The following is a 20,006-nucleotide window of genomic DNA, read 5'->3' as shown; positions in this document are numbered from 1 at the left end:
GCCATTGTTGACGTTGTCCATTTTCAAGTACCACTGCCATGACCCTTGCCAAAAGTTTCGACCCGAATGCCATTGAATCCCACTGGGGCCCCGAATGGGAGCGCCAAGGCCACGCCAAGGCCAGCACAGTGGAAGGCAAACCCGACTTTTGCATTCAACTGCCGCCACCGAATGTGACGGGCACCCTGCACATGGGCCATGCATTCAACCAAACCATCATGGATGGCCTGACCCGCTACTACCGCATGCGCGGCCACAACACCCTGTGGCAACCCGGTACTGACCACGCAGGCATTGCCACGCAAATTGTGGTTGAGCGCCAATTGGCGGCGAAAAACATCACGCGCCATGATTTGGGCCGCGAAAAGTTTGTTGAAAAAATTTGGGAATGGAAAAACGAAAGCGGCAGCAAAATTACCGAACAAATGCGCCGCATGGGTGCCAGCGTTGATTGGCAGCGCGAGTACTTCACCATGGACCCGGCTTTGTCCAAGTCGGTCACTGAGGTGTTTGTGCGCCTGTTTGAACAAGGTCTGATTTACCGTGGCAAGCGCCTGGTGAATTGGGACCCAGTGCTGAAAACCGCTGTTTCTGACCTTGAAGTGGAAAGCATTGAAACCGAAGGTCACCTGTGGGAACTGAAGTACCCGCTGGTCGAAGCGGACCCAGTGAAAGGGCTGACTCACCTTACAGTTGCCACCACCCGACCGGAAACCATGCTGGGCGATTCGGCCGTGATGGTGCACCCCGAGGATGAACGCTACCAGCACCTGATTGGTAAAAAAGTAAAGCTTCCGCTGTGCGACCGTGAGCTGACCATTATTGCGGATGACTACGTGGACAGCAGCTTTGGCACTGGCGTGGTGAAGGTAACCCCCGCGCACGACTTCAACGACTATGCGGTGGGCCAGCGCCACAAGCTTGAACTGATCAATATTCTTACTCTTGATGCTACCATCAACGACAACGCGCCGGCGAAGTACGTAGGCATGGACCGTTTTGTGGCCCGCAAACAAATTGTGGCCGACCTGGAAGAACAAGGCCTGCTGGGTGAAATCAAACCCCACAAGCTGATGGTGCCCAAGGGCGACCGCACTGGCGTGGTCATTGAGCCCATGCTGACCGACCAGTGGTTTGTGGCCATGACCAAAGCCGCTGAAGGTGATGCCACGGGCAAAAGCATTACCCAGAAAGCCATCGATGTCGTAGAACAGGGTCAGGTGAAATTTGTACCCGAGCAGTGGGTGAACACCTACAACCAGTGGCTGAACAATATTCAAGACTGGTGTATTTCCCGCCAGTTGTGGTGGGGCCACCAAATTCCGGCATGGTATGGCGACAATGGCCAGGTATTCGTTGCACGCACTGAAGAAGATGCCCGCAGCAAGGCCGCAGCAGCAGGCTACACGGGCGCACTGAAGCGCGACGACGACGTGCTGGACACTTGGTTTTCATCCGCACTGGTGCCCTTTTCCACTTTGGGCTGGCCCGACGAAACACCCGAGCTGAAGCACTTCCTGCCTTCATCCGTGTTGGTCACCGGCTTCGACATCATTTTCTTCTGGGTGGCCAGAATGATCATGATGACCACGCACTTCACTGGCCAGGTTCCCTTCCACACCGTGTATGTGCATGGTTTGGTGCGCGATGCCGAAGGCAAGAAGATGAGCAAGTCGGTGGGCAACACGCTTGACCCAGTCGATTTGATTGATGGCTGCGATTTGGACACCCTGTTGGTGAAGCGCACCACGGGCTTGAGCAAGCCACAAGACGCACCGAAGATTGAAAAGAAAACCCGCAAGGAATTCCCCGAGGGTATTCCTGCTTACGGTGCAGATGCATTGCGATTTACCTTCGCCAGCCTGGCCACACTGGGTCGCAACATCAACTTTGACCAGAAGCGCTGCGACGGTTACCGCAACTTCTGCAACAAGTTGTGGAATGCAACGCGCTTTGTACTGATGAACACCGAGGGCCAGGATTGTGGTTTGAGCGATCACGATGCAGACGCCTGTACACCCGGTGGTTACCTTGATTTTTCCCAGGCCGACCGCTGGATCACCAGCACCCTGCAACGCGTGGAAGCCGATGTGGCACAAGGGTTTGAGACCTACCGTTTCGACCTGATTGCGCAAAGCATTTACCAGTTTGTGTGGGACGAGTACTGCGACTGGTACCTGGAAATTGCGAAGGTGCAAATTGCCAACGGCACACCTGCACAGCAGCGGGCCACGCGCCGCACGCTGGTTCGCGTGCTGGAAACCATTTTGCGTTTGGCCCACCCCATTATTCCGTTCATCACCGAAGAATTGTGGCAAACAGTGAGTGTGGTGGCAGGCCGTCGCGAAGAAGGGCAAGCCGCCAACCTGATGACCCAGGATTACCCGGTCAGCGTACCCAGTCGTATTGACGACAAGGCCGAGGCCTATGTGGCCCAGCTAAAAACCACCGTAGACGCCATTCGTGCCCTGCGCGGTGAAATGGGTTTAAGCCCGGCTGAAAAAGCCCCGCTGATTGCCAGTTGCGAGGGCAATGCCGAGCAACGCGCCTTCCTGGAAAAAACAGGCCCGGTGCTGGCCGCTTTGGCCAAACTCAGCAAAGTGGATGTTGTTGATTCACTGCCTGCTGATTCCATGGCACCCGTGCAAATTGTGGGTGAACTGAAGCTGATGCTGCACATTGAAATTGATGTGGAAGCGGAGAAAATTCGGATTGGCAAAGAAGCGGAAAAAATTCGAATTGAAATAGCGAAGTGCAACGGCAAACTGGGCAATGCCAGCTTTGTAGACCGCGCGCCAGCGGCTGTGGTTGATCAGGAAAAAGCGCGCTTGGCCGAGTTCAGTGCCTTGCTTGAAAAGCTGGAAAGTCAGCTTGGTAAGTTGAAATAAATAAGCGAAGTTGATTAAGTTCTTGAGCTAAAAAAAGAGCACCAATCGGTGCTCTTTTTTTATTCATCACCACGGTAGGATTAGCAACCCGCCGTGCACTTTCCTTTGCCGTCAAAGCTCATGGTTTTTCCACTCAAAGGCACATGCACTGGCACCTTGCTGGCTTTCATGAATTGCTCGGTTTTGGTACCTGCAATTACCTTGCCGTTTTCAGTGGCCACTTCGTTGGCATGTGAAGCAATCACGGCCTTGGGTTCTACCAGTTTGTTCACCACATAGGCCGCTTCACGCGGGCCAGTGGTAAAGGTGTCGCCAATGTTCACCACCGCCAACTGGGGTTTGTAGTACTCGCCCACCACTTCTTTTTGCTCACCTGTAATGCCGGTATCGCCGCTCAGGTACACCGACAAACCGTTGCTGAATTTCACCACATAACCTGTGGGTGGCCCTGCGTAGGCGGTAATGCCGGTTTCTTTCAGCAACTCACCCAAACGTTGCCCGACAAAATCGCCGGCAATGCCATTGCTGTGTGCAGCAGGTACCGTGGTAATGCCGACACCATTGATGGTTTGCATGGCACCGAAACGAACCAGCACCGAGTTCTTCTCGTCACCACCGGCCTGTTTCAGCTTCGCGGCAAAGAAGGATGGCATTTCACTGCCGGTCACAATTTTTGCACCTGTTTTTACTGCGATGTTCACACTGTTGGAATTGGGCACGGCACTGACTGAAATGTCGGGCTTGTCGCAACTGCCGGCGTTGGGCGCCGGGTTGTGCCGATCGCCCAAGTGGTCACCGTGCATGTGGCTGACCAACACCACATCAATTTTGCCCAAACGCGGGTCTTCGGCACCGGCAACGGTGCGGCCCGCATCGTACAAAATTCGGGTGCCATTGGGGTCCTCGAAAATCATGGCGCGGTCAAACCGGCAAAATTCGCCCTCTTGACCGCCCAAAGGGGTCACTTTAACCAAGCCTTGGGCCTGAACTGCAAGGGGGAACATTAACGCGAGGGGAATTGTGTGAAGAAAAGAACGAATTGTCATACTGCGACCTGTTTGCTTCTGGGTTAATACACATCAAATACTTTGCCCAGCAGACCCATTTCACCTGCTTTCTCGAGCTCGGCTTTGACTTTGGCGTATTCATAAATCAAATCGGCCGCACCCAAACCCAAAGAACGCCAAGGCCGGTACAGGCGATGATCAAGCAGTGTATACGCGATAGACTCTCCGCTCAACTCGGATTGTGGCTTGGTGCCCAGGCCCACCATGGACCATTTTTCAAACATCAACTCGTTCGTAACCTCGGAAACCAGTAAGCGAATGTCGGAATGTCTGGGGTCTTTCACTATTTTTGTATAGACTGCCGCCACCGACTCCCGTGGACCTTCCAGGCACTGCATAAATTCCACCCCGTTGCACAGCAGCAGGCCTTCAATACCCAGTCGCCTGTTGTTTCGGGCGGCTTGATCACACAAGTGCTCAAAGGCCTGACGGTCAAAACCAGGCACCTGAACAGACGTGTAAATTAGTCGCAGCATACAATTCCAAGGATATGTGTCAGACAATCATATGACGCCCGTGGCTTAATCTAACTAACCAGAACGGGGTAGTCAATGTGGACGGGAAAGGCGCCTGGCAGTTTTGTGCATGCGGTTTCGGGCAAGGAAAGCAAACCATTCATTGTCGTTTTGCGGCAATGGCATGGCTTTTGTTTGATAGTTTGTCGGGTTTTGAGGTGGACGAAGTGCAAACCTGTTTTGCATCAACTCCAGGGCATGCAGCAGGATTGCTTGAGTTTCTGCCTTGGTTTTTACGAGTTCAATGCACAATTCATCTGGACAAAGGCGAACCAAACCCAGCTTTAACAAGGGCTTTCTCGGGAAGTCTCTCAAGTTCCAGGTCAGAAGGCCCACCGGTTGCTGAACTTTGTGGCGCAGGGCCAGGGCTGAAGCGGCCACATGCCGGTCTTTTTCGTCCACCTGCCGAACATCTGCCAAGTACGGTTCATGCGCCTGCGGCAACAATGTCGCGTTCAAGCGAGCCGGCAATTCTGCCCGCTCAATGGCAGCATCTTGCGGGTGTAAGCGACCCAGGCGCACCAGGTTTCGGTAACACTCACTTTCGATGTGGGGGGTCCAATACAGCGTCGCGTTGTGATGTTCAGCCAGGGCCACCAAAAGCCAGCGCGTCCATTCGGAGAAAATAACATTGGCATCCAGTAGCCAATGCTTGGGCACCTCGGGCTTGCCGAGAAGGACGCTCACGAGGTACCAACCAATTTAACGACGTTTCATGTAAAAGATGAATGAGCCTGACTGGTCGGCCTGCTCCACCAGCTCATTGCCGGTTTGCTTGGCGAACATCGCGAAATCGCGCACAGAACCTGGGTCGGTGGAAGTCACTTTGAGCACTTGCCCGCTTTGCATTTCTGCCAGGGCTTTTTTGGTTCTCAAGATGGGCAGGGGGCAGTTCAAGCCGCTTGCATCCACTTCACGGTCAAAATTCATGTCTCTTCACTCCTTGGTTTACTACGCTTATTTTAATTCAATCCAGTTGACAGGCAGCTGACGTGCACTTAACCAATCTGCCATGGCCAGCCCTGTGCCCATGCGCCAAGGGCGCAGCTCGGCAGGCTCGACCAGTTTGTAATCGGCCAGTTCTTCCGACAAATTGATTTGCCCCACCGCCTTGATGTGATAACAAATGATCACTTCATTTTTCATGGGAAAAGGGTAAACGCCAATCAAGCTGCTTTCCACGGCGTCCAGATTGGTTTCCTCCTTCAATTCACGAATGGCACCTTGCTCTGGTGTTTCATCGCGTTCCAAAAAGCCGGTAATCAGCGCGTAAAAATGCGTGGGCCAGGCCACATTGCGGGCCAACAGCACTTTGTCTTCGTATTCCACCAAAGCGGCCACCACAGGCACCGGGTTGCCCCACTGCACAAAACCACACGCACCACAGGCCATTCTCGATTGGCCGGAATGCTGCAATTCGTGCAGCTTGGTGGCGCACATGGGGCAGTACTGATAAATGGCTTTGCTCATTGATTCGCTTCTTATTTGCCTCTTATTTGCCCTTCACCCATTCAACAACGCTGGCCAGCGCGGAATCGAGGTGCTCAGGCTGTGTTCCACCTGCTTGTGCCATGTCGGGGCGCCCACCGCCTTTGCCGCCCACCTGCTGGGCCACAAAGTTGACCAAGTCACCCGCCTTCACTTTCGCGGTGGCGTCTTTGCTGACCGAGGCGATCAAGCTGACCTTACCGTCCAGCACAGTGGCCAGCACCAATGCAGCATTGCCCAGTTTGTCGCGCAGTTTGTCGGCCGCTTCACGCAGCTGTTTGACATCTGCGCCTTCCAGCTTGGCAGCCAGCACTTTCACGCCGTCTACATCCACGGCCTGCCCGGCCAGGTCGTCGCCCTGGCTGGCTGCCAGCTTGCTTTTCAAACGGTCCAGTTCTTTTTCCAGGTTTTTCACCTGGTCCATGATCTGGCCAATTTTTGCGGTGGCTTCAGTTGCAGGCACGCGCAGGCTTTGCGCAATGGCATCCACCTGAGCCTGTGCTTTCTGGGCAAATTCCATGGCACCCAAACCGGTGGTGGCTTCCACGCGGCGAATGCCCGCTGCCACGCCGCTTTCGCTGGTAATTTTAAACAGGCCAATGTCACCCGTGCGCTGCACGTGGGTTCCGCCGCACAATTCGCGCGAGGAACCAATGTCGAGCACACGCACGGTGTCGCCGTACTTCTCGCCAAACAACATCATGGCACCCGCGCTTTTTGCGCTTTCAATGTCCATGACGCGGGCCTGCGTTTGGGCATTGGCCAGAATTTCTTCGTTCACAATGCGCTCTACCTGCGCAATTTGCTCGGGGGTCATGGCGCTGTGGTGCGCAAAGTCAAAGCGGGTTTTGTCGGCGTCCACCAGCGAGCCTTTCTGGCTAACGTGTTCACCCAATACCTCGCGCAAGGCTTTGTGCATAAGGTGTGTGGCGCTGTGGTTGCGAATGGTGCGGTTGCGCTGGTAGTGATCAACCTGCGCGCCCACGGCGTCGCCCACTTTCAGTTCGCCGGTCACCAATTCACCGTGGTGGCCAAACACGCTGGCTTGAATTTTTTGGGTGTCCGCAACGCGGAACAAATTCAGGCAGGCTGAACCACTGGAAATTTCGCCCTGATCGCCCACCTGGCCACCGCTTTCTGCATAGAAAGGTGTTTGGTCCAGCACGATGATGCCTTGCTGACCAGCGGCAATGCTGCTCACCGAAGTGCCATTCACATAAATTGCGGTGATACGGGCATTGGCCACTTCAAGCTGCTCATAACCTTTGAATTCGGTGGACACACCGCTGTAGGCCAAATCGGCGTCCATCTTGAACTTGCCAGCGGCACGGGCCTGCTGTTTTTGCTTGTTCATTGCCGTATCAAACGCAGCTTCGTCCACGCTCATTTCACGCTCGCGACACACATCGGCGGTAAGGTCCAGCGGAAAGCCGTAGGTGTCGTGCAGTTTGAATGCAGTTTCACCGTCTAGCATGCCGCCCTTTTGCAAGGCGCCCAACGCAGAATCCAAAATCGCCATGCCGTTTTCAATGGTCTCGAAGAAGCGCTCTTCTTCGGCCTTCAAAATGCTTTGAACCTGCGCAGCAGCCTTGGCCAGTTCGGGATAGGCTTCGCCCATTTCAGAAACCAGATCGGGCACCATTGCATTGAAGAATGGCTTGCGGCAACCCAGCTTGTAACCGTGGCGAATGGCGCGGCGAATGATTCGGCGCAACACATAGCCACGGCCTTCGTTGCCGGGAATCACACCGTCGACCACCAGGAATGAACAGGCACGAATGTGGTCAGCGATTACACGCAGGGAATTGTTGGTCAACTCCACTGCATGGCCTTGTGCTGTCACTTCTCGCGCAGCCGCTTTGATCAGGGTTTGGAACAGGTCAATTTCATAGTTGCTGTGCACATGCTGCAACACGGCCGCAATGCGTTCCAGGCCCATGCCTGTGTCTACACAGGGCTTGGGTAGCGGGTGCAGCACGCCGTCGGCGCTGCGATCGAACTGCATGAACACCAGGTTCCACACTTCGATGTAGCGGTCACCGTCTTCTTCAGGGCTTCCGGGTGGGCCACCCCACACTTCGGGGCCGTGGTCATAAAAAATTTCAGTACAGGGGCCGCAAGGGCCGGTGTCAGCCATTTGCCAGAAGTTATCCGATGCATAGCGCGCGCCCTTGTTGTCACCAATGCGGATAATTCGCTCGGCGGGCACACCCACTTGCTTGTTCCAAATGTTGTAGGCCTCGTCGTCTTCTTGGTACACGGTCACGTACAAACGCTCGGCAGGCAGCTTGTACACCGTGGTCAGCAATTCCCAGGCGTACTGAATGGCGTCTTCCTTGAAGTAATCGCCAAAACTAAAGTTACCCAGCATTTCAAAGAAAGTGTGATGACGCGCGGTATACCCCACGTTCTCCAGGTCATTGTGCTTACCGCCTGCGCGCACACAGCGCTGGCTGGACGTGGCACGGGTGTAGGGGCGCTTGTCTTTGCCAGTGAATACGTCTTTGAACTGCACCATGCCGCTGTTGGTAAACAACAGGGTGGGGTCGTTGCCCGGCACCAGGCTGCTGGAAGGCACTTTGGCGTGACCTTTGCTGGCAAAGAAATCAAGAAACTTTTCGCGGATATCAGCGACTTTCATGTTGGAGCTACCTTCCTGAATAAAGCGGCGTGCGGTTTTTGGTTTAACCCTCGATTATAAGGTCATTCGATCGGTAAAAAGCCCTTTGATACCCAAGGCTTGCAGCGTTTTCGCCTGTTCCGGATCGTTCACGGTGTAAACCCGAACCACCCGCCCGGTGGTGTGTATGCGGCGCAAGGCCGTTGGGTCAGCCCCGCTCCAGTGCAGGTGAATGGCAGTTGCACCCAGCGCATCGGCATGCAGCGCCCAATTGTCGGGCAGCTGTTCGTACAGCAAGGCAATGTCGAACCCCTGCAAAGGCAGCAGGCTGGCGTGGTAAAAACTGGAGAACACCCAGTGCCGGGCAACGTGCTGTTGTTGCTCAAGCGGCAAGGCCTCAATGGCCGCCCGCACTGCCTTGCCCAAGGCAATTGCATTGGCGGGGTGGGTGGCTTTCAATTCCACATTGGCGCGCATGCCGTGGGTTAAACAAAACTCGATGGTTTGCGCAAGGCTGGGTATGGGTTCGCCTTGCACGGCGTAATGCCGAAGGTCGCGGGCCCGAAGGCTGTTGAAACGGGTCAGTGAATCGGTGGCGGCCATGGCCGGGTCAACAGACCGCGCGCATCGACCCATTACCCAGTCGTGGTGAATCATGGGGGCCCCGTCGGCGGTCAACATCACGTCAAATTCAACAGCTTTGAATCCTGCATTTCGTGCAATATCAAAACCTTTCAAGGTGTTTTCAAGTTCACCTTTTCCGCTACCGCGGTGTGCCCACAATTCCATTTTATAGATATCCAAAGGTATCAAGGCCTTGACCTAGACTCAGCTTGGTCAAAGCAATTTAATTCACTTTATAAAGGGTAATCCCGGAACTTCAACGGTTTAAGCAAAGTCCCTACTTATGTTACGGTAAAGAGCTACCCAATAGCACAGGGAGGGCAATGTCCGCGTTCTGGCAAAACACGATTCGCCAGGCCATCGATTTCAGGCGAGAGCTACACAGCGAGCCTGAGTTGAGCTGGCAGGAAACACGCACTGCGCAGAAAATTCGCACAGCGCTAAGCGACATGAACATTGAATGGACGCCCTGCGCGGGTACCGGGACACTGGCGCGCCTTAATATTGGCGCCAGTTCTTCGAGCCGCCCACACATTGCCTTGCGCGGCGACATTGACGCGCTACCCATCCATGAGCAAACCGGTAAAACCTGGGCTTTCCGACAAATGGGCTGCATGCATGCCTGTGGGCATGACGGGCACACCGCGGTGCTAGTAGCCGCCGCCCGGTATCTGAAAAGCGTTGAATACGCGCTGCCAGGGCCTGTCACCCTGATATTTCAACCCGCCGAGGAAGGTGGTCACGGTGCCTTGCGCATGATTGAAGATGGCGCACTGGAAGGCATTGACGAAATTTACGGCTGGCACAACTGGCCAGCCATCCCGTACGGAAAAATGGTGTGCCCAGACGGCATCGTGATGTGTGGAAATGGCACATTCGAAATAACTGTCACCGGCCAGGGCGGACACGCCAGCCAACCGGAATTGTGCCGAGACCCTGTGCTTGCAGGCAGCGCCATGGTGCAGGCACTGCAACAGGTGGTTGCACGCAGGCTTGCACCCCAGCAGGCAGCCGTGCTCAGCGTCACTTCATTCGACGCACCCAGTGGATTCACGGTGATTCCGCAGCAGGCTGTGCTGGGTGGCAGCATTCGCGTGCCCGACAATGCCACGCGTGACGCGATCAATGCCTTGATTGTCGAGGTGGTCGAGCACACTGCGCGTGCCCATGGCGTAAGCGCCGAAGTAGCGATACAACCGAGATACAACGCGACTGTGAACCATGCCAAACAGGCCAGCTATTTGCGGGAAACGTGGTGCAAACAAAATGGCGACGATTCGCTCGACACGCAGATTCCCATACCGATCATGGCCTCTGAGGATTTCAGCTACTACCTGCAAGAAATACCGGGCGCGTTTGCATTGATCGGGGCTGGCGTGCCTGAGCAACGTGCCCACCCCTGCCACAGCCCGTTCTACGATTTTAATGATGATCTGATTGAGCCAGTCACCCGTCTGTATGCGCGGTTGGTAGGCGCACCCCAATCAACACAACAAGAAGGAGTGATGTAAATGACCATGCAAACTTTCGAGAGACGAGAAAGCGATGTACGCGGCTACAGCCGCACCTACCCCGTGGTGTTTGACAAGGCATTGAATGCCCGCCAGACCGATGAAAGCGGCAAGGAATACATCGACTTTTTTGCAGGTGCCGGTGTGCTGAATTTTGGTCACAACAATGAGCGCATGCAAAAGGCCGTGGTTGAGTACATTCAATCCAATGGCGTAACCCACAGCCTGGACATGGCCACGGTGGCCAAACGCGCATTCATAGAGAAGTTTGAAGACGTGGTGCTCAAACCGCGCAACATGCCGCACAAAATGCAGTTCATGGGCCCCACCGGCACCAACTCTGTTGAGGCGGCTTTGAAAATTGCACGCCGTGTTACTGGCCGCCAACAAATTGTGTCGTTTTCGCATGGCTTTCACGGCATGACACTGGGTTCGCTGGCCTGCACCGCCAACGCCTACTTTCGCGGCGCTGCTGGTGTGCCACTTCAACACGTTACCCACCAGGCCTTTGGTTGTGAAACTTTGTGCAAAGGCTGCACCTTGGGCTGTGGCGACGAAAGCATTGAGCGCATGCGCGCGCTGTATGCCGACACCTCCAGCGGTGTGGCGCCACCTGCTGCATTCTTGATTGAAACCATTCAGGCAGAAGGCGGTGTGAAAGTGGCCAGCGCCAAGTGGTTGCAGCAATTGCAGGCCCTTGCCAAAGAAGTGGGTGCATTGCTGATACTTGACGACATTCAGGTGGGCTGTGGCCGCACCGGCAATTACTTCAGCTTTGATGAATTGGGTCTTGATCCCGACATTGTGTGCCTGGCCAAAGGCGTTGGCGGCTGGGGCACACCCATGGCGCTGAACCTGGTGAAACCAGAAATTGACAAACACTGGGCACCGGGCGAACACACAGGCACATTCCGGGGGCAAAACCTGTCATTCGTCGCCGGGCGGGAAGCGCTGACTTACTTCGAGAACAATGCGTTGATGAACGAGGTAAAACGCAAAGCCAAGGTGATGCACGCTGCCATGAAAGGCCTGGTAGACCGCCACCCTGCGCTTGAGTTGACAGGCAAAGGCATGATTCTGGGCTTGAATGTGGGCAGTACAGAAGTGTCCAAAGCCATTGTGAACCAGTGTTTTGAAGATGGGCTCATGATTGCCAGCTGCGGCACCGGCGGGCGGGTGATCAAACTGATTCCGCCCTTGACCATTCCGGATGCAGATCTTGAAGAAGGCCTGAACACCCTGATCAAAGCGGTGAACCGCGCCATGGAGGCTGCATGAGAAAACGCGATGACATGACCTTTCCTTTCGAGGAATACGAGCGCCGCATCTCGGAATTGCGCACACGAATTGCGCAGCGCAGGCTGGATGCGGTGGTCATCAGCGACCCGGAAAACATCATGTACCTGACGGATTACCAAACCACCGGGTACTCGTTTTTTCAGGCACTGGTGGTGCCGCTTGAAGATGAACCCTTCATGATCACGCGTGCGCTGGAAGAATCGAATGTGTTTGCGCGCACCTGGGTGGAACAATCACGACCCTACCCGGACACCGGTGATGCGATTCAAATGCTGCTGGATGCACTGCGCGAATTCAAACTGATTGACAAACGAATTGGCTACGAGCGCAACAGCTACTTTTTCCCGGCGTATCAACAAGATTTCGTACACACCCGTTTGAACAAGGGCAAGCTGCTGGACTGTTTCGGAATTGTGGAGCAAGGCCGCCTGCGCAAGTCACCCGTTGAAATTGAGCTGATGCGCAAAGCCGCACATGCCACTGAAGCTGGCATGAAGGCTGGACTTGAAGCGTGCGCTGCGGGTGTGACCGAAAACGACATTGGTGCAGCCATTTCTTCAGCCATGTTCAAAGCCGGGGGCGAACCCCCCTCTGTGATGCCCTATGTCACCAGCGGGCCACGCACCATGATAGGCCACGCCACCTGGGAAGGCCGCGTGGTGAAACCCGGCGAGCATGTGTTTCTTGAGGTAGGTGGCTGCTATCGACGCTACCACACCGCCATGATGCGCACTGTGGTGCTGGGCGAGCTCAGCGATTCGATGTTCAAGGCCCAAGAAACCATGAAAGAAGCGTTGAATGCGGTGCATGAATTTGTGCAACCTGGCATGACAGTTTCTGATGCCGACAACATGATTCGCAACATCATCACCCACAACGATGTGGGGGCACGGCTGATTACCCGCTCAGGTTATTCAATCGGCATTGCTTTCCCGCCCAGTTGGGATGAAGGCTACATCATGAGCCTGAAACAAGGCGAATCATCCATTCTGGAAGAAGGCATGACCTTCCACATCATTCCGTGGATGTGGGGTGTCGATGGGGACAAAACCTGCGGCATTTCCGACAGCATCATCATCACCCAAAACGGCTGTGAATCCTTCTTCTCGCTGGATCGGGATTTCACCGTAAAGCCTGAGAAAAACCTGCACACACTGAGTGCAGTGAACTCAACACCCACCAAGAAAAAAGCCGCCACTGACACCAACACGCAGGAGGACCAAGCTGTATGACCACTGCCATGCTTACTTCAACCAACCCGTTCACAGGCGAAAAAATCGCCGAACACGCCGCCTTGCAAAGCGAACAAATCACAGCGCAAATCAGCCTGGCCGCAGCCGCTTTCCCGGCATGGTCGGCGAAGTCGCATGCTGAGCGTGGAAAGGTACTCCACGCAGTGGCCGCGCAACTGCGCAAACACAAAAGCAAGCTGGCCGAATTAATGGCGCTGGAAATGGGCAAGCCGATTAAAGAGGGTGGGCCAGAAGTAGAGAAGGCCGCCACCTGTTGCGAATACTACGCCGAACACGCCGGCAAGCATTTGGCCGATGAATGGATCGCATCCGATGCATCTGAAAGCTATGTGAAATACCAGCCCTTGGGCACCTTGTTGGGCATATTGCCGTGGAATGCACCTGCCTGGCTGGCCTTTCGCTACCTGGCCCCAGCCTTGATGGCGGGCAACACCTGCGTGATGAAACACGACCCCAATGTACCTGCCACAGCCCAGGCGCTTGCCGACATTTTCAAAGAGGCGGGCGCACCAGCTGGTGTGGTTGTGAATTTGCCGGTTAGAACCGAGCATGTGGAGCAGGCCATTCGGGATTCCCGAATTATGGCTGTCAGCTTTACCGGTTCCAGCGCAGCGGGCAGAAAAGTGGCAGCCACTGCGGCATCGGAACTCAAACCAGCGGTGCTTGAATTGGGTGGGTCGGACCCGTGTATTGTGCTGGCCGATGCCGACCTTGAGCGTGCAGCCGATATTGTGGTGTTGTCGCGCATTATCAATGCGGGGCCAAGTTGTATTGCGGCCAAACGTATTTTGATTGAAGCCAAGGTGTATGAAGAATTTACCACTTTGCTGAAAGTGCGCCTTGCAAAACTGAAAATGGGTAACCCGCTGGATGCAACAACCGACATTGGACCGATTGCCCGAAAAGACCTGCGCGACAACCTGCACCGGCAAGTTCAGCAAACGATCGGGGAAGGCGCGAAGTGCTTGTTGGGCGGAGAAATGCCCGATGCGCCCGGCTACCACTACCCGCCCACCTTGCTGGCCGGGGTGAAACCGGGCATGTGTGCGTTTGAAGAAGAAACCTTCGGCCCGGTGATGGCAGTAATGGCAGTTGAAAATTTAGACGAAGCCTTGGCGATTGCCAACAACACAAACTATGGTTTGGGATCTAGTATATGGACTGCCAGCACCAGCAAAGCCATGCGCGCAGTCAATGAATTACAGGCCGGGCAAGTTGCAGTGAATGGCATTGTAAAAACCGACCCCCGTTTGCCCAGTGGTGGCATTAAGCAATCGGGCTATGGACGCGAGCTTGGGCCACACGGCATCCGCGAGTTTGTTAACGCCAAGCAGGTCTGGATCAAATAGAGGCAGTCGAGGAGACAAATTAAAATGATTAAAGTCAGTGTGATGTACCCCAATGCGCAAGGCGTCAGCTTTGACCACGAGTATTACAAAACCACACACATGCCCTTGGTAAAAAGCAAAATGGGCAAGGCCCTGCACCACTACACCGTGGACAAAGGGTTGGCAGGCGGCGCGGGCGACGCACCTGCCTTTGTGGCCATGGGCCATTTGTTGGTTGATTCGGTGGAAGCATTCCAGGCCGCATTCGGCCCACATTCGAAGGAAATCATGGGCGACATTCCCAACTACACCAATGCAAGCCCGGTGATTGTGATCAGTGAAGTGACCGTTGAAAAAGGCTAAATGTTTTTGGGAAACTTCGCGATGATTCGGTCAAACTGACTCGCGAATGTTTTCCGGTCTGCTTGGCTGTAGGCTGGCGGGCCGCCGGTGTCCACCCCGCTTGCGCGCATGGTGTCCATGAAATCGCGCATGGTGTGCAAAGCCTTGATGTTCTCGGCAGTAAACATTTCACCACGCGGGCTTAACACCTGCGCACCTTTGTCCACCAGTTGGGCCGCCAGCGGTATGTCACTGGTGATCACCAAATTGCCAGCCTCTACGCGGCGCACAATCTCGTCATCGGCCTCATCGAACCCTCGTGGCACTTGCAGCATTTTGATGAATTTCGAGGGTGGCGTGCGAATGTACTGATTGGCCACCAAGGTGGTTTCAATCCCAGCTCGATCTGCTGCACGAAAAATAATTTCCTTCACCGCAACAGGGCAAGCATCGGCGTCGACCCAGATTTTCATTGTTTAACCACGCAAAAATGCAATAAGTCCCGATCGTATCAAATCGCAAAACCTAGGGATGATCCGAAGCGCAATACCGGTTCTATTCCGATACAGTTCAATCAAGAATTAAAACTTTTCAGGTGGGTAATATGGGTTTCAAAGTAGCTTTTCTGGGTTTGGGTGTAATGGGATACCCCATGGCAGGTCATTTGGCCAAGGCAGGTCATGAAGTCACTGTGTACAACCGAAGCTCGGCCAAAGCCGAGAAATGGGTGGCACAGCACGGCGGAAAAATGGCGACCACACCCGAAAAAGCCGCAGCCAACCAGGATTTCGTATTCGCCTGCGTGGGCAACGACGATGACTTGCGCCAAATTTGCACCGGCATCAACGGTGCCTTCCACGGCATGAAGCCAGGTTCCGTGTTCATCGACCACACCACCGCCAGCGCTAAAATTGCCCGTGAATTATTCGACCAAGCCAAAGATGCCGGCTTTGGATTTATCGATGCCCCGGTGTCTGGTGGCCAGGCTGGCGCTGAAAATGGTCAACTTACTGTCATGTGTGGCGGAACTCACGGCGACTTCGAACAGTCCAAAGACGTAATTGCTGCATTTGCCAAAGCAGTCACTTTAATGGGCGAATCAGGCAGTGGGCAGCTCACCAAAATGGTGAACCAAGTGTGTATCGCCGGTTTGCTGCAAGGTTTGTCCGAGGCCTTGAAATTCGGCATGAACGCCGGGCTCGATGTAAATAAAGCACTGGAAGTAATCGGAAAAGGCGCAGCACAAAGCTGGCAAATGGACAACCGTGGAAAAACCATGGTGGAGGGCAAATTTGATTTTGGTTTCGCAGTGGACTGGATGCGCAAAGACTTAAGCCTGGTGTTGGAGGAAGCGCGACGCAATGGCTCGCAACTTCCAGTGACAGCCTTGGTGGACCAGTTCTATGCTGAAGTCCAGGGCATGGGCGGTCAGCGTTGGGACACCTCCAGCCTGATTAAACGTTTGTAAACGCACGCGTTAGCTTTGAGCCGAACGCGCGCTTTATTGGAACGATCACCCACGGCTTGGGGCGTGGGTTTGGCGCTTTTGGGCGCCATCTTTTTTTCTGGCAAGGCAATCGTCGTCAAACTGGCTTATGCCTACCCGGTTGACGCATCCACACTGCTGGCCATGCGCATGCTGTTGTCACTACCCCTGTTTTTGGGCGCACTCGTTTTCACGATACTGCGCGAAAAAAACGCAGTGAAAATGACAGGCAAAGACTATGGTTTGATTACCCTTGCAGGCTTGTTGGGATACTACCTGGCCAGCCTGTTCGATTTCATGGGCTTGCAATACATTACCGCCGGGCTCGAGCGGCTTATTTTGTTCACCTACCCATCCATCGTGTTGCTGATCGCCTGCATTGTGAAACAGCAATGGCCGCAGCCCTGGCAACTCATGTGCATGGCGCTCAGCTATGTGGGGTTGGCCGTGGTGTACGGTCACGAAACGGTGCTGGTGGGCGACAACACGGCGCTTGGCGTGGTGCTGGTGTTTGTTTCGGCCATTTGTTACGCCAGTTATTTGATTGTGGGTGAAAGGCTGCTAAAACGCCTGGGCACCATTCGGGTTACAGCCATGGCCACTTTGGTGTCGGCTGCGGCCATACTGATACAAATCAATGTTCAGCAACCGCTGAGCATCATCATTGAACAACCACTGCCAGTGTGGGGTTGGTCGCTGGTCAATGCGGTTTTTTGTACATTTGTACCCGTGTTTGCCGTGATGACCGCCATCAGCTTGATTGGCGCACCACGTGTGTCGCAACTGGGCATGATTGGCCCAATCGCCACGCTTGCACTGGGCACCTGGATATTAAAAGAACCATTTACTGTTTGGCATGCTGTGGGAACCGCACTTGTAATTTTGGGTGTGGCGCTACTGAGCATGAAGAAAGTCGCAAAAAAAGGAGTAACAACATGAGTACAACACCCGCAAAAATTGTCCGTTTTCACAACCCTGGCGCACCCGATGTGCTGAAAATGGAGGACATCGAGGTTGGCCCACCCAAAGCTGGCGAGGTTCAAATTGAACACAAGGCAATTGGGCTGAATTACATCGAAGTGTATTGGCGTACCGGTGTTTACCCACAACCCCTGCCGTGCTGCCCCGGCACCGAAGGCGCTGGCATTGTGCGTGCGGTTGGCGAAGGCGTGACTGACCTGAAAGTGGGCGACCGCGTGGCCTATGGCTCGGGCCCTGTGGGTTCGTATTGCACCGTGCGCAACATGCCCGCACACCCATTGATGAAAATTCCAGACAGCATTGATTTTGAAACCGCAGCGGCCATGATGCTGAAAGGCTTCACCGCCCAATACCTGCTGCGCCGCGTGTACAAAGTGCAAGCTGACGAAACCATTCTGTTTCATGCCGCCGCAGGTGGCGTGGGTACGATTGCAACACAATGGGCAAAATCACTTGGAGTCCGTGTAATCGGTACCGTGTCCACGCGCGAAAAAGCAGAGTTGGCCAAGGCCAATGGTTGCGCAGAAGTGATTGTTACAAGCGAAGAAAATATTGTTGATCGCGTGAAGGAACTGACCGACGGAAAAGGCGTTCCCGTGGTGTACGACAGCGTGGGCAAAGCCACGTTTATGGATTCCCTGAATTGCCTGAAACCGCGCGGCATGATGATCAGCTTTGGCAATGCCAGCGGCAAGGTTGACCCGGTGCCATTGCAATGGCTGGCCGAGCGTGGTTCATTGGTGCTAACCCGCCCCACGGTTGCCTCTTTCACCGTGGACAAGGCTGAAATGCTGGAAAGTGCGGCTGAAATGTTTGGTGTGGTGGCCAGTGGTGCGGTGAAGATTCAAATCAACCAGCGATTTGCGCTGGCCGATGTAGTGAAGGCGCACACCGAGCTTGAAGGACGACGCACGACAGGTTGCACGGTGCTGATTCCTTGATTGGACTGTTGGCTTGCTGGAATACTGGTTTAGATATCCCGATCGGCTTGGGTTTCAATCTCTCGCCTGAAAACCTGTACTTCCCTTTTTGAAATTCACCCTGACTCACCTCGCTCGGCAAAAAGGCGGGCCGAGTCTCGGTGCCGGCCAATGGCCGACCGTGGCGGGTGAATTCAAACGGGCAGGTTTTCTTGAAGGCGAGGCGATCGAAACACCGCCGCCGATTGGGCTTTTGAGCCAGCGGTGACTCGGAGCTGAACTTGCAAGTGGTCGCACGATGACCAGTCAGAAAACTTGCCGGCTTGGCGCGCCGAGACAAACGATCGCGCCCTGGCGCGAAAGCCAAGACCCGACCGTTACTTTTGGAGGGCTTGGCTTAGTGCAGGCTCAAGCTGACAAGCCGATATGCCAAGTTTTCGGGCAGCGGTGACCCTTCAAGTTCAGATCAAAAGTCACCAATGACATGTGGCTCAGATAACTCATGCCGAGTGGGCTAAACACAACAGCGGTGACCCTTCGAGTTCAGCGAAAAAGTCAACTACAGCGCCACATGCCCTGTCTGCTGCGCAGGCTGCAGTGGCGCGTCTTTACTGGAAGGCGCATTGCGGGCACCCGCAGTTTTCACCGTGTAGATTTTCAGTTCCACACCATGCTGATGTTCCGCCTCCCGAACCCGTCCAATGAAATGGCGGGACACCACCTGCCCTTTGGACAGCCACATAAACCCGTCTGGCCCCTCAAAATCACGCGCCAACACCAAGCCTTCGTAAAGGTCTTCGCCATGCAAAATTTTCTCGTTGGCTTTCTCCGCAGCCTTCAATTTCACCAAGGCGATGGGCAGCACCTCGATCACCTTGGGGTCGTAGCGCTTGCCAGCAGCGCCCACCAAAAACGTTTGGGCCTGTAATTCATCAAACGCCTTGGAAGCAAGCCACCCTTGCTGCAACTCATCGTAATCCTCAGCCACCGCCAAAATGCGCGCTCCCAGTGGAATGCCGTCTGCCGCCAAACCATCTGGAAAACCCTGACCATCGTAGCGCTCATGGTGGTGTCGGATGATCTCGGACACATGCACCATTTCTGACAAACCATGAAATGCTGCCTGGGCCTTCATTGGGTGTTTCATCAAAGCCACACGCGCATCGCCTTTCAGCTCTACCACCGGTTTGAACAAGGTTTCATCACTCAAGCCCAATTTACCAATGTCATGCAGCAGCGCTGCCACGTAAATATCTTGTAATGCCGACTCACTGGCGTGAAGTTCTTTGGCAATCAATCGGGCCAGTTCAGCCACACGCAAACCATGCGCTGCAAGTTGGGGGGACCGCAATTCCATCAGATTGGAAAAAGACTTCACAGCGGCCAGGTACTGCATGCGCATCTCGCGCTGAATCTGCTCCAGCATCAACTGCATTTGATGGGTTTCAGCACGCTGCGATTCCAGTTGTTGATTCAGGGTTGAATTCGCCCCCGTCAAGCTTTCGACCTCTTTGCTCAAGGAATTGGCATTGCTCTGAACCTCCGCCAGCTGGCGCTCTAGTTCCTTGATCAACTGCTGGTTATCGGTGGCTTGTTCAACTGACATGATTCTGTTTCCCCTGCGAATGCGGCGCATTCTCCTTGAATGGAATAACGGCAAGCTTTGAAGAAATCTGAAACCCTT

General features: G+C 54.5%; 18 protein-coding genes. 9 read left to right on the top strand and 9 right to left on the bottom strand.

Going from position 1 to position 20,006, the window contains the following annotated elements; translation table 11 throughout:
* Nucleotides 1-38 precede the first annotated feature (38 nt).
* Entirely contained in the window at nucleotides 39-2,888 is a 2,850-nt protein-coding gene (locus tag P0D43_RS06665) for a valine--tRNA ligase (RefSeq protein ID WP_341236333.1), read from the top strand.
* Between the two features lie 80 nt (nucleotides 2,889-2,968).
* Here the strand turns inward: P0D43_RS06665 and P0D43_RS06660 are convergent, their stop codons facing one another.
* The 7 genes from P0D43_RS06660 to P0D43_RS06630 form a co-directional block, all read right to left on the bottom strand.
* Nucleotides 2,969-3,853 (bottom strand): MBL fold metallo-hydrolase, encoded by an 885-nt coding sequence (locus P0D43_RS06660; RefSeq protein WP_341236343.1) that lies wholly within the window; start codon nucleotides 3,851-3,853, stop codon nucleotides 2,969-2,971.
* 104 nt (nucleotides 3,854-3,957) lie between these two features.
* Nucleotides 3,958-4,431 carry a BLUF domain-containing protein gene (locus P0D43_RS06655; protein WP_341236334.1) on the bottom strand — a complete coding sequence of 158 codons (474 nt, stop codon included), beginning with the start codon at nucleotides 4,429-4,431 and terminating at the stop codon, nucleotides 3,958-3,960.
* 72 nt (nucleotides 4,432-4,503) lie between these two features.
* Entirely contained in the window at nucleotides 4,504-5,157 is a 654-nt protein-coding gene (locus P0D43_RS06650; RefSeq protein ID WP_394673573.1) for a PIN domain-containing protein, read from the bottom strand.
* Between the two features lie 15 nt (nucleotides 5,158-5,172).
* A complete protein-coding gene (locus tag P0D43_RS06645) occupies nucleotides 5,173-5,400 on the bottom strand; it encodes a sulfurtransferase TusA family protein (RefSeq protein ID WP_138518800.1) in 228 nt (75 codons plus the stop codon).
* A gap of 27 nt (nucleotides 5,401-5,427) precedes the next feature.
* A complete protein-coding gene (locus tag P0D43_RS06640) occupies nucleotides 5,428-5,940 on the bottom strand; it encodes an NUDIX domain-containing protein (RefSeq protein WP_341236336.1) in 513 nt (170 codons plus the stop codon).
* 22 nt (nucleotides 5,941-5,962) lie between these two features.
* Nucleotides 5,963-8,599: an alanine--tRNA ligase gene (gene alaS, locus P0D43_RS06635; RefSeq protein ID WP_394673572.1), complete on the bottom strand. Its 2,637-nt coding sequence runs from the start codon at nucleotides 8,597-8,599 to the stop codon at nucleotides 5,963-5,965.
* Between the two features lie 54 nt (nucleotides 8,600-8,653).
* Complete coding sequence (locus P0D43_RS06630) at nucleotides 8,654-9,367, bottom strand: glycerophosphodiester phosphodiesterase family protein (RefSeq protein ID WP_341236338.1); 714 nt, start codon at nucleotides 9,365-9,367, stop codon at nucleotides 8,654-8,656.
* A gap of 158 nt (nucleotides 9,368-9,525) precedes the next feature.
* Between P0D43_RS06630 and doeB2 the strand changes: the two genes are divergently transcribed.
* Genes doeB2 through P0D43_RS06605 form a run of 5 tightly spaced genes read left to right on the top strand, consistent with a single transcriptional unit; the run spans nucleotide 9,526 to nucleotide 14,956 of the window.
* On the top strand, nucleotides 9,526-10,713 hold the full coding sequence (gene doeB2, locus P0D43_RS06625) for a N(2)-acetyl-L-2,4-diaminobutanoate deacetylase DoeB2 (protein ID WP_394673571.1): 1,188 nt from the start codon (nucleotides 9,526-9,528) through the stop codon (nucleotides 10,711-10,713).
* The gene (locus P0D43_RS06620) at nucleotides 10,714-11,991 is read left to right on the top strand and encodes an aspartate aminotransferase family protein (protein WP_394673570.1); all 1,278 of its coding nucleotides are present in this window, start codon (nucleotides 10,714-10,716) and stop codon (nucleotides 11,989-11,991) included.
* Nucleotides 11,988-13,244, top strand: coding sequence for an ectoine hydrolase (gene doeA / locus P0D43_RS06615; RefSeq protein ID WP_394673569.1), 1,257 nt, complete (start codon nucleotides 11,988-11,990; stop codon nucleotides 13,242-13,244). The genes P0D43_RS06620 and doeA overlap by 4 nt, the downstream gene beginning before the upstream one ends.
* The gene (locus tag P0D43_RS06610) at nucleotides 13,241-14,614 is read left to right on the top strand and encodes an NAD-dependent succinate-semialdehyde dehydrogenase (protein WP_394673568.1); all 1,374 of its coding nucleotides are present in this window, start codon (nucleotides 13,241-13,243) and stop codon (nucleotides 14,612-14,614) included. Before doeA ends, P0D43_RS06610 begins: the two co-directional genes overlap by 4 nt.
* 24 nt (nucleotides 14,615-14,638) lie before the next feature.
* Nucleotides 14,639-14,956 (top strand): EthD family reductase, encoded by a 318-nt coding sequence (locus P0D43_RS06605; RefSeq protein ID WP_159572793.1) that lies wholly within the window; start codon nucleotides 14,639-14,641, stop codon nucleotides 14,954-14,956.
* On the opposite strand, the gene P0D43_RS06600 is transcribed toward P0D43_RS06605, so the two are convergent.
* On the bottom strand, nucleotides 14,953-15,408 hold the full coding sequence (locus P0D43_RS06600; RefSeq protein ID WP_159572791.1) for a YaiI/YqxD family protein: 456 nt from the start codon (nucleotides 15,406-15,408) through the stop codon (nucleotides 14,953-14,955). The genes P0D43_RS06605 and P0D43_RS06600 overlap by 4 nt on opposite strands.
* A gap of 131 nt (nucleotides 15,409-15,539) precedes the next feature.
* On the opposite strand from P0D43_RS06600, the gene P0D43_RS06595 reads away from it, so the two are divergent.
* Genes P0D43_RS06595 through P0D43_RS06585 form a run of 3 tightly spaced genes read left to right on the top strand, consistent with a single transcriptional unit; the run spans nucleotide 15,540 to nucleotide 18,343 of the window.
* A complete protein-coding gene (locus tag P0D43_RS06595) occupies nucleotides 15,540-16,403 on the top strand; it encodes an NAD(P)-dependent oxidoreductase (protein ID WP_159572789.1) in 864 nt (287 codons plus the stop codon).
* A 36-nt stretch (nucleotides 16,404-16,439) separates the two neighbouring features.
* Entirely contained in the window at nucleotides 16,440-17,360 is a 921-nt protein-coding gene (locus P0D43_RS06590) for a DMT family transporter (RefSeq protein ID WP_159572787.1), read from the top strand.
* Nucleotides 17,357-18,343 (top strand): quinone oxidoreductase family protein, encoded by a 987-nt coding sequence (locus tag P0D43_RS06585; protein ID WP_394673567.1) that lies wholly within the window; start codon nucleotides 17,357-17,359, stop codon nucleotides 18,341-18,343. The genes P0D43_RS06590 and P0D43_RS06585 overlap by 4 nt, the downstream gene beginning before the upstream one ends.
* A gap of 538 nt (nucleotides 18,344-18,881) precedes the next feature.
* Here P0D43_RS06585 and P0D43_RS06580 read toward each other — a convergent pair.
* Nucleotides 18,882-19,928, bottom strand: coding sequence for an HD domain-containing phosphohydrolase (locus P0D43_RS06580; protein WP_341237486.1), 1,047 nt, complete (start codon nucleotides 19,926-19,928; stop codon nucleotides 18,882-18,884).
* Between the last annotated feature and the right edge of the window lie 78 nt (nucleotides 19,929-20,006).

The organism is Limnobacter sp. (assembly GCF_043511195.1).
Classification (GTDB): domain Bacteria; phylum Pseudomonadota; class Gammaproteobacteria; order Burkholderiales; family Burkholderiaceae_B; genus Limnobacter.
The sequence above is the reverse complement of the archived record's forward strand: the minus strand, read 5'-3'. Positions and strand labels throughout refer to the sequence as shown.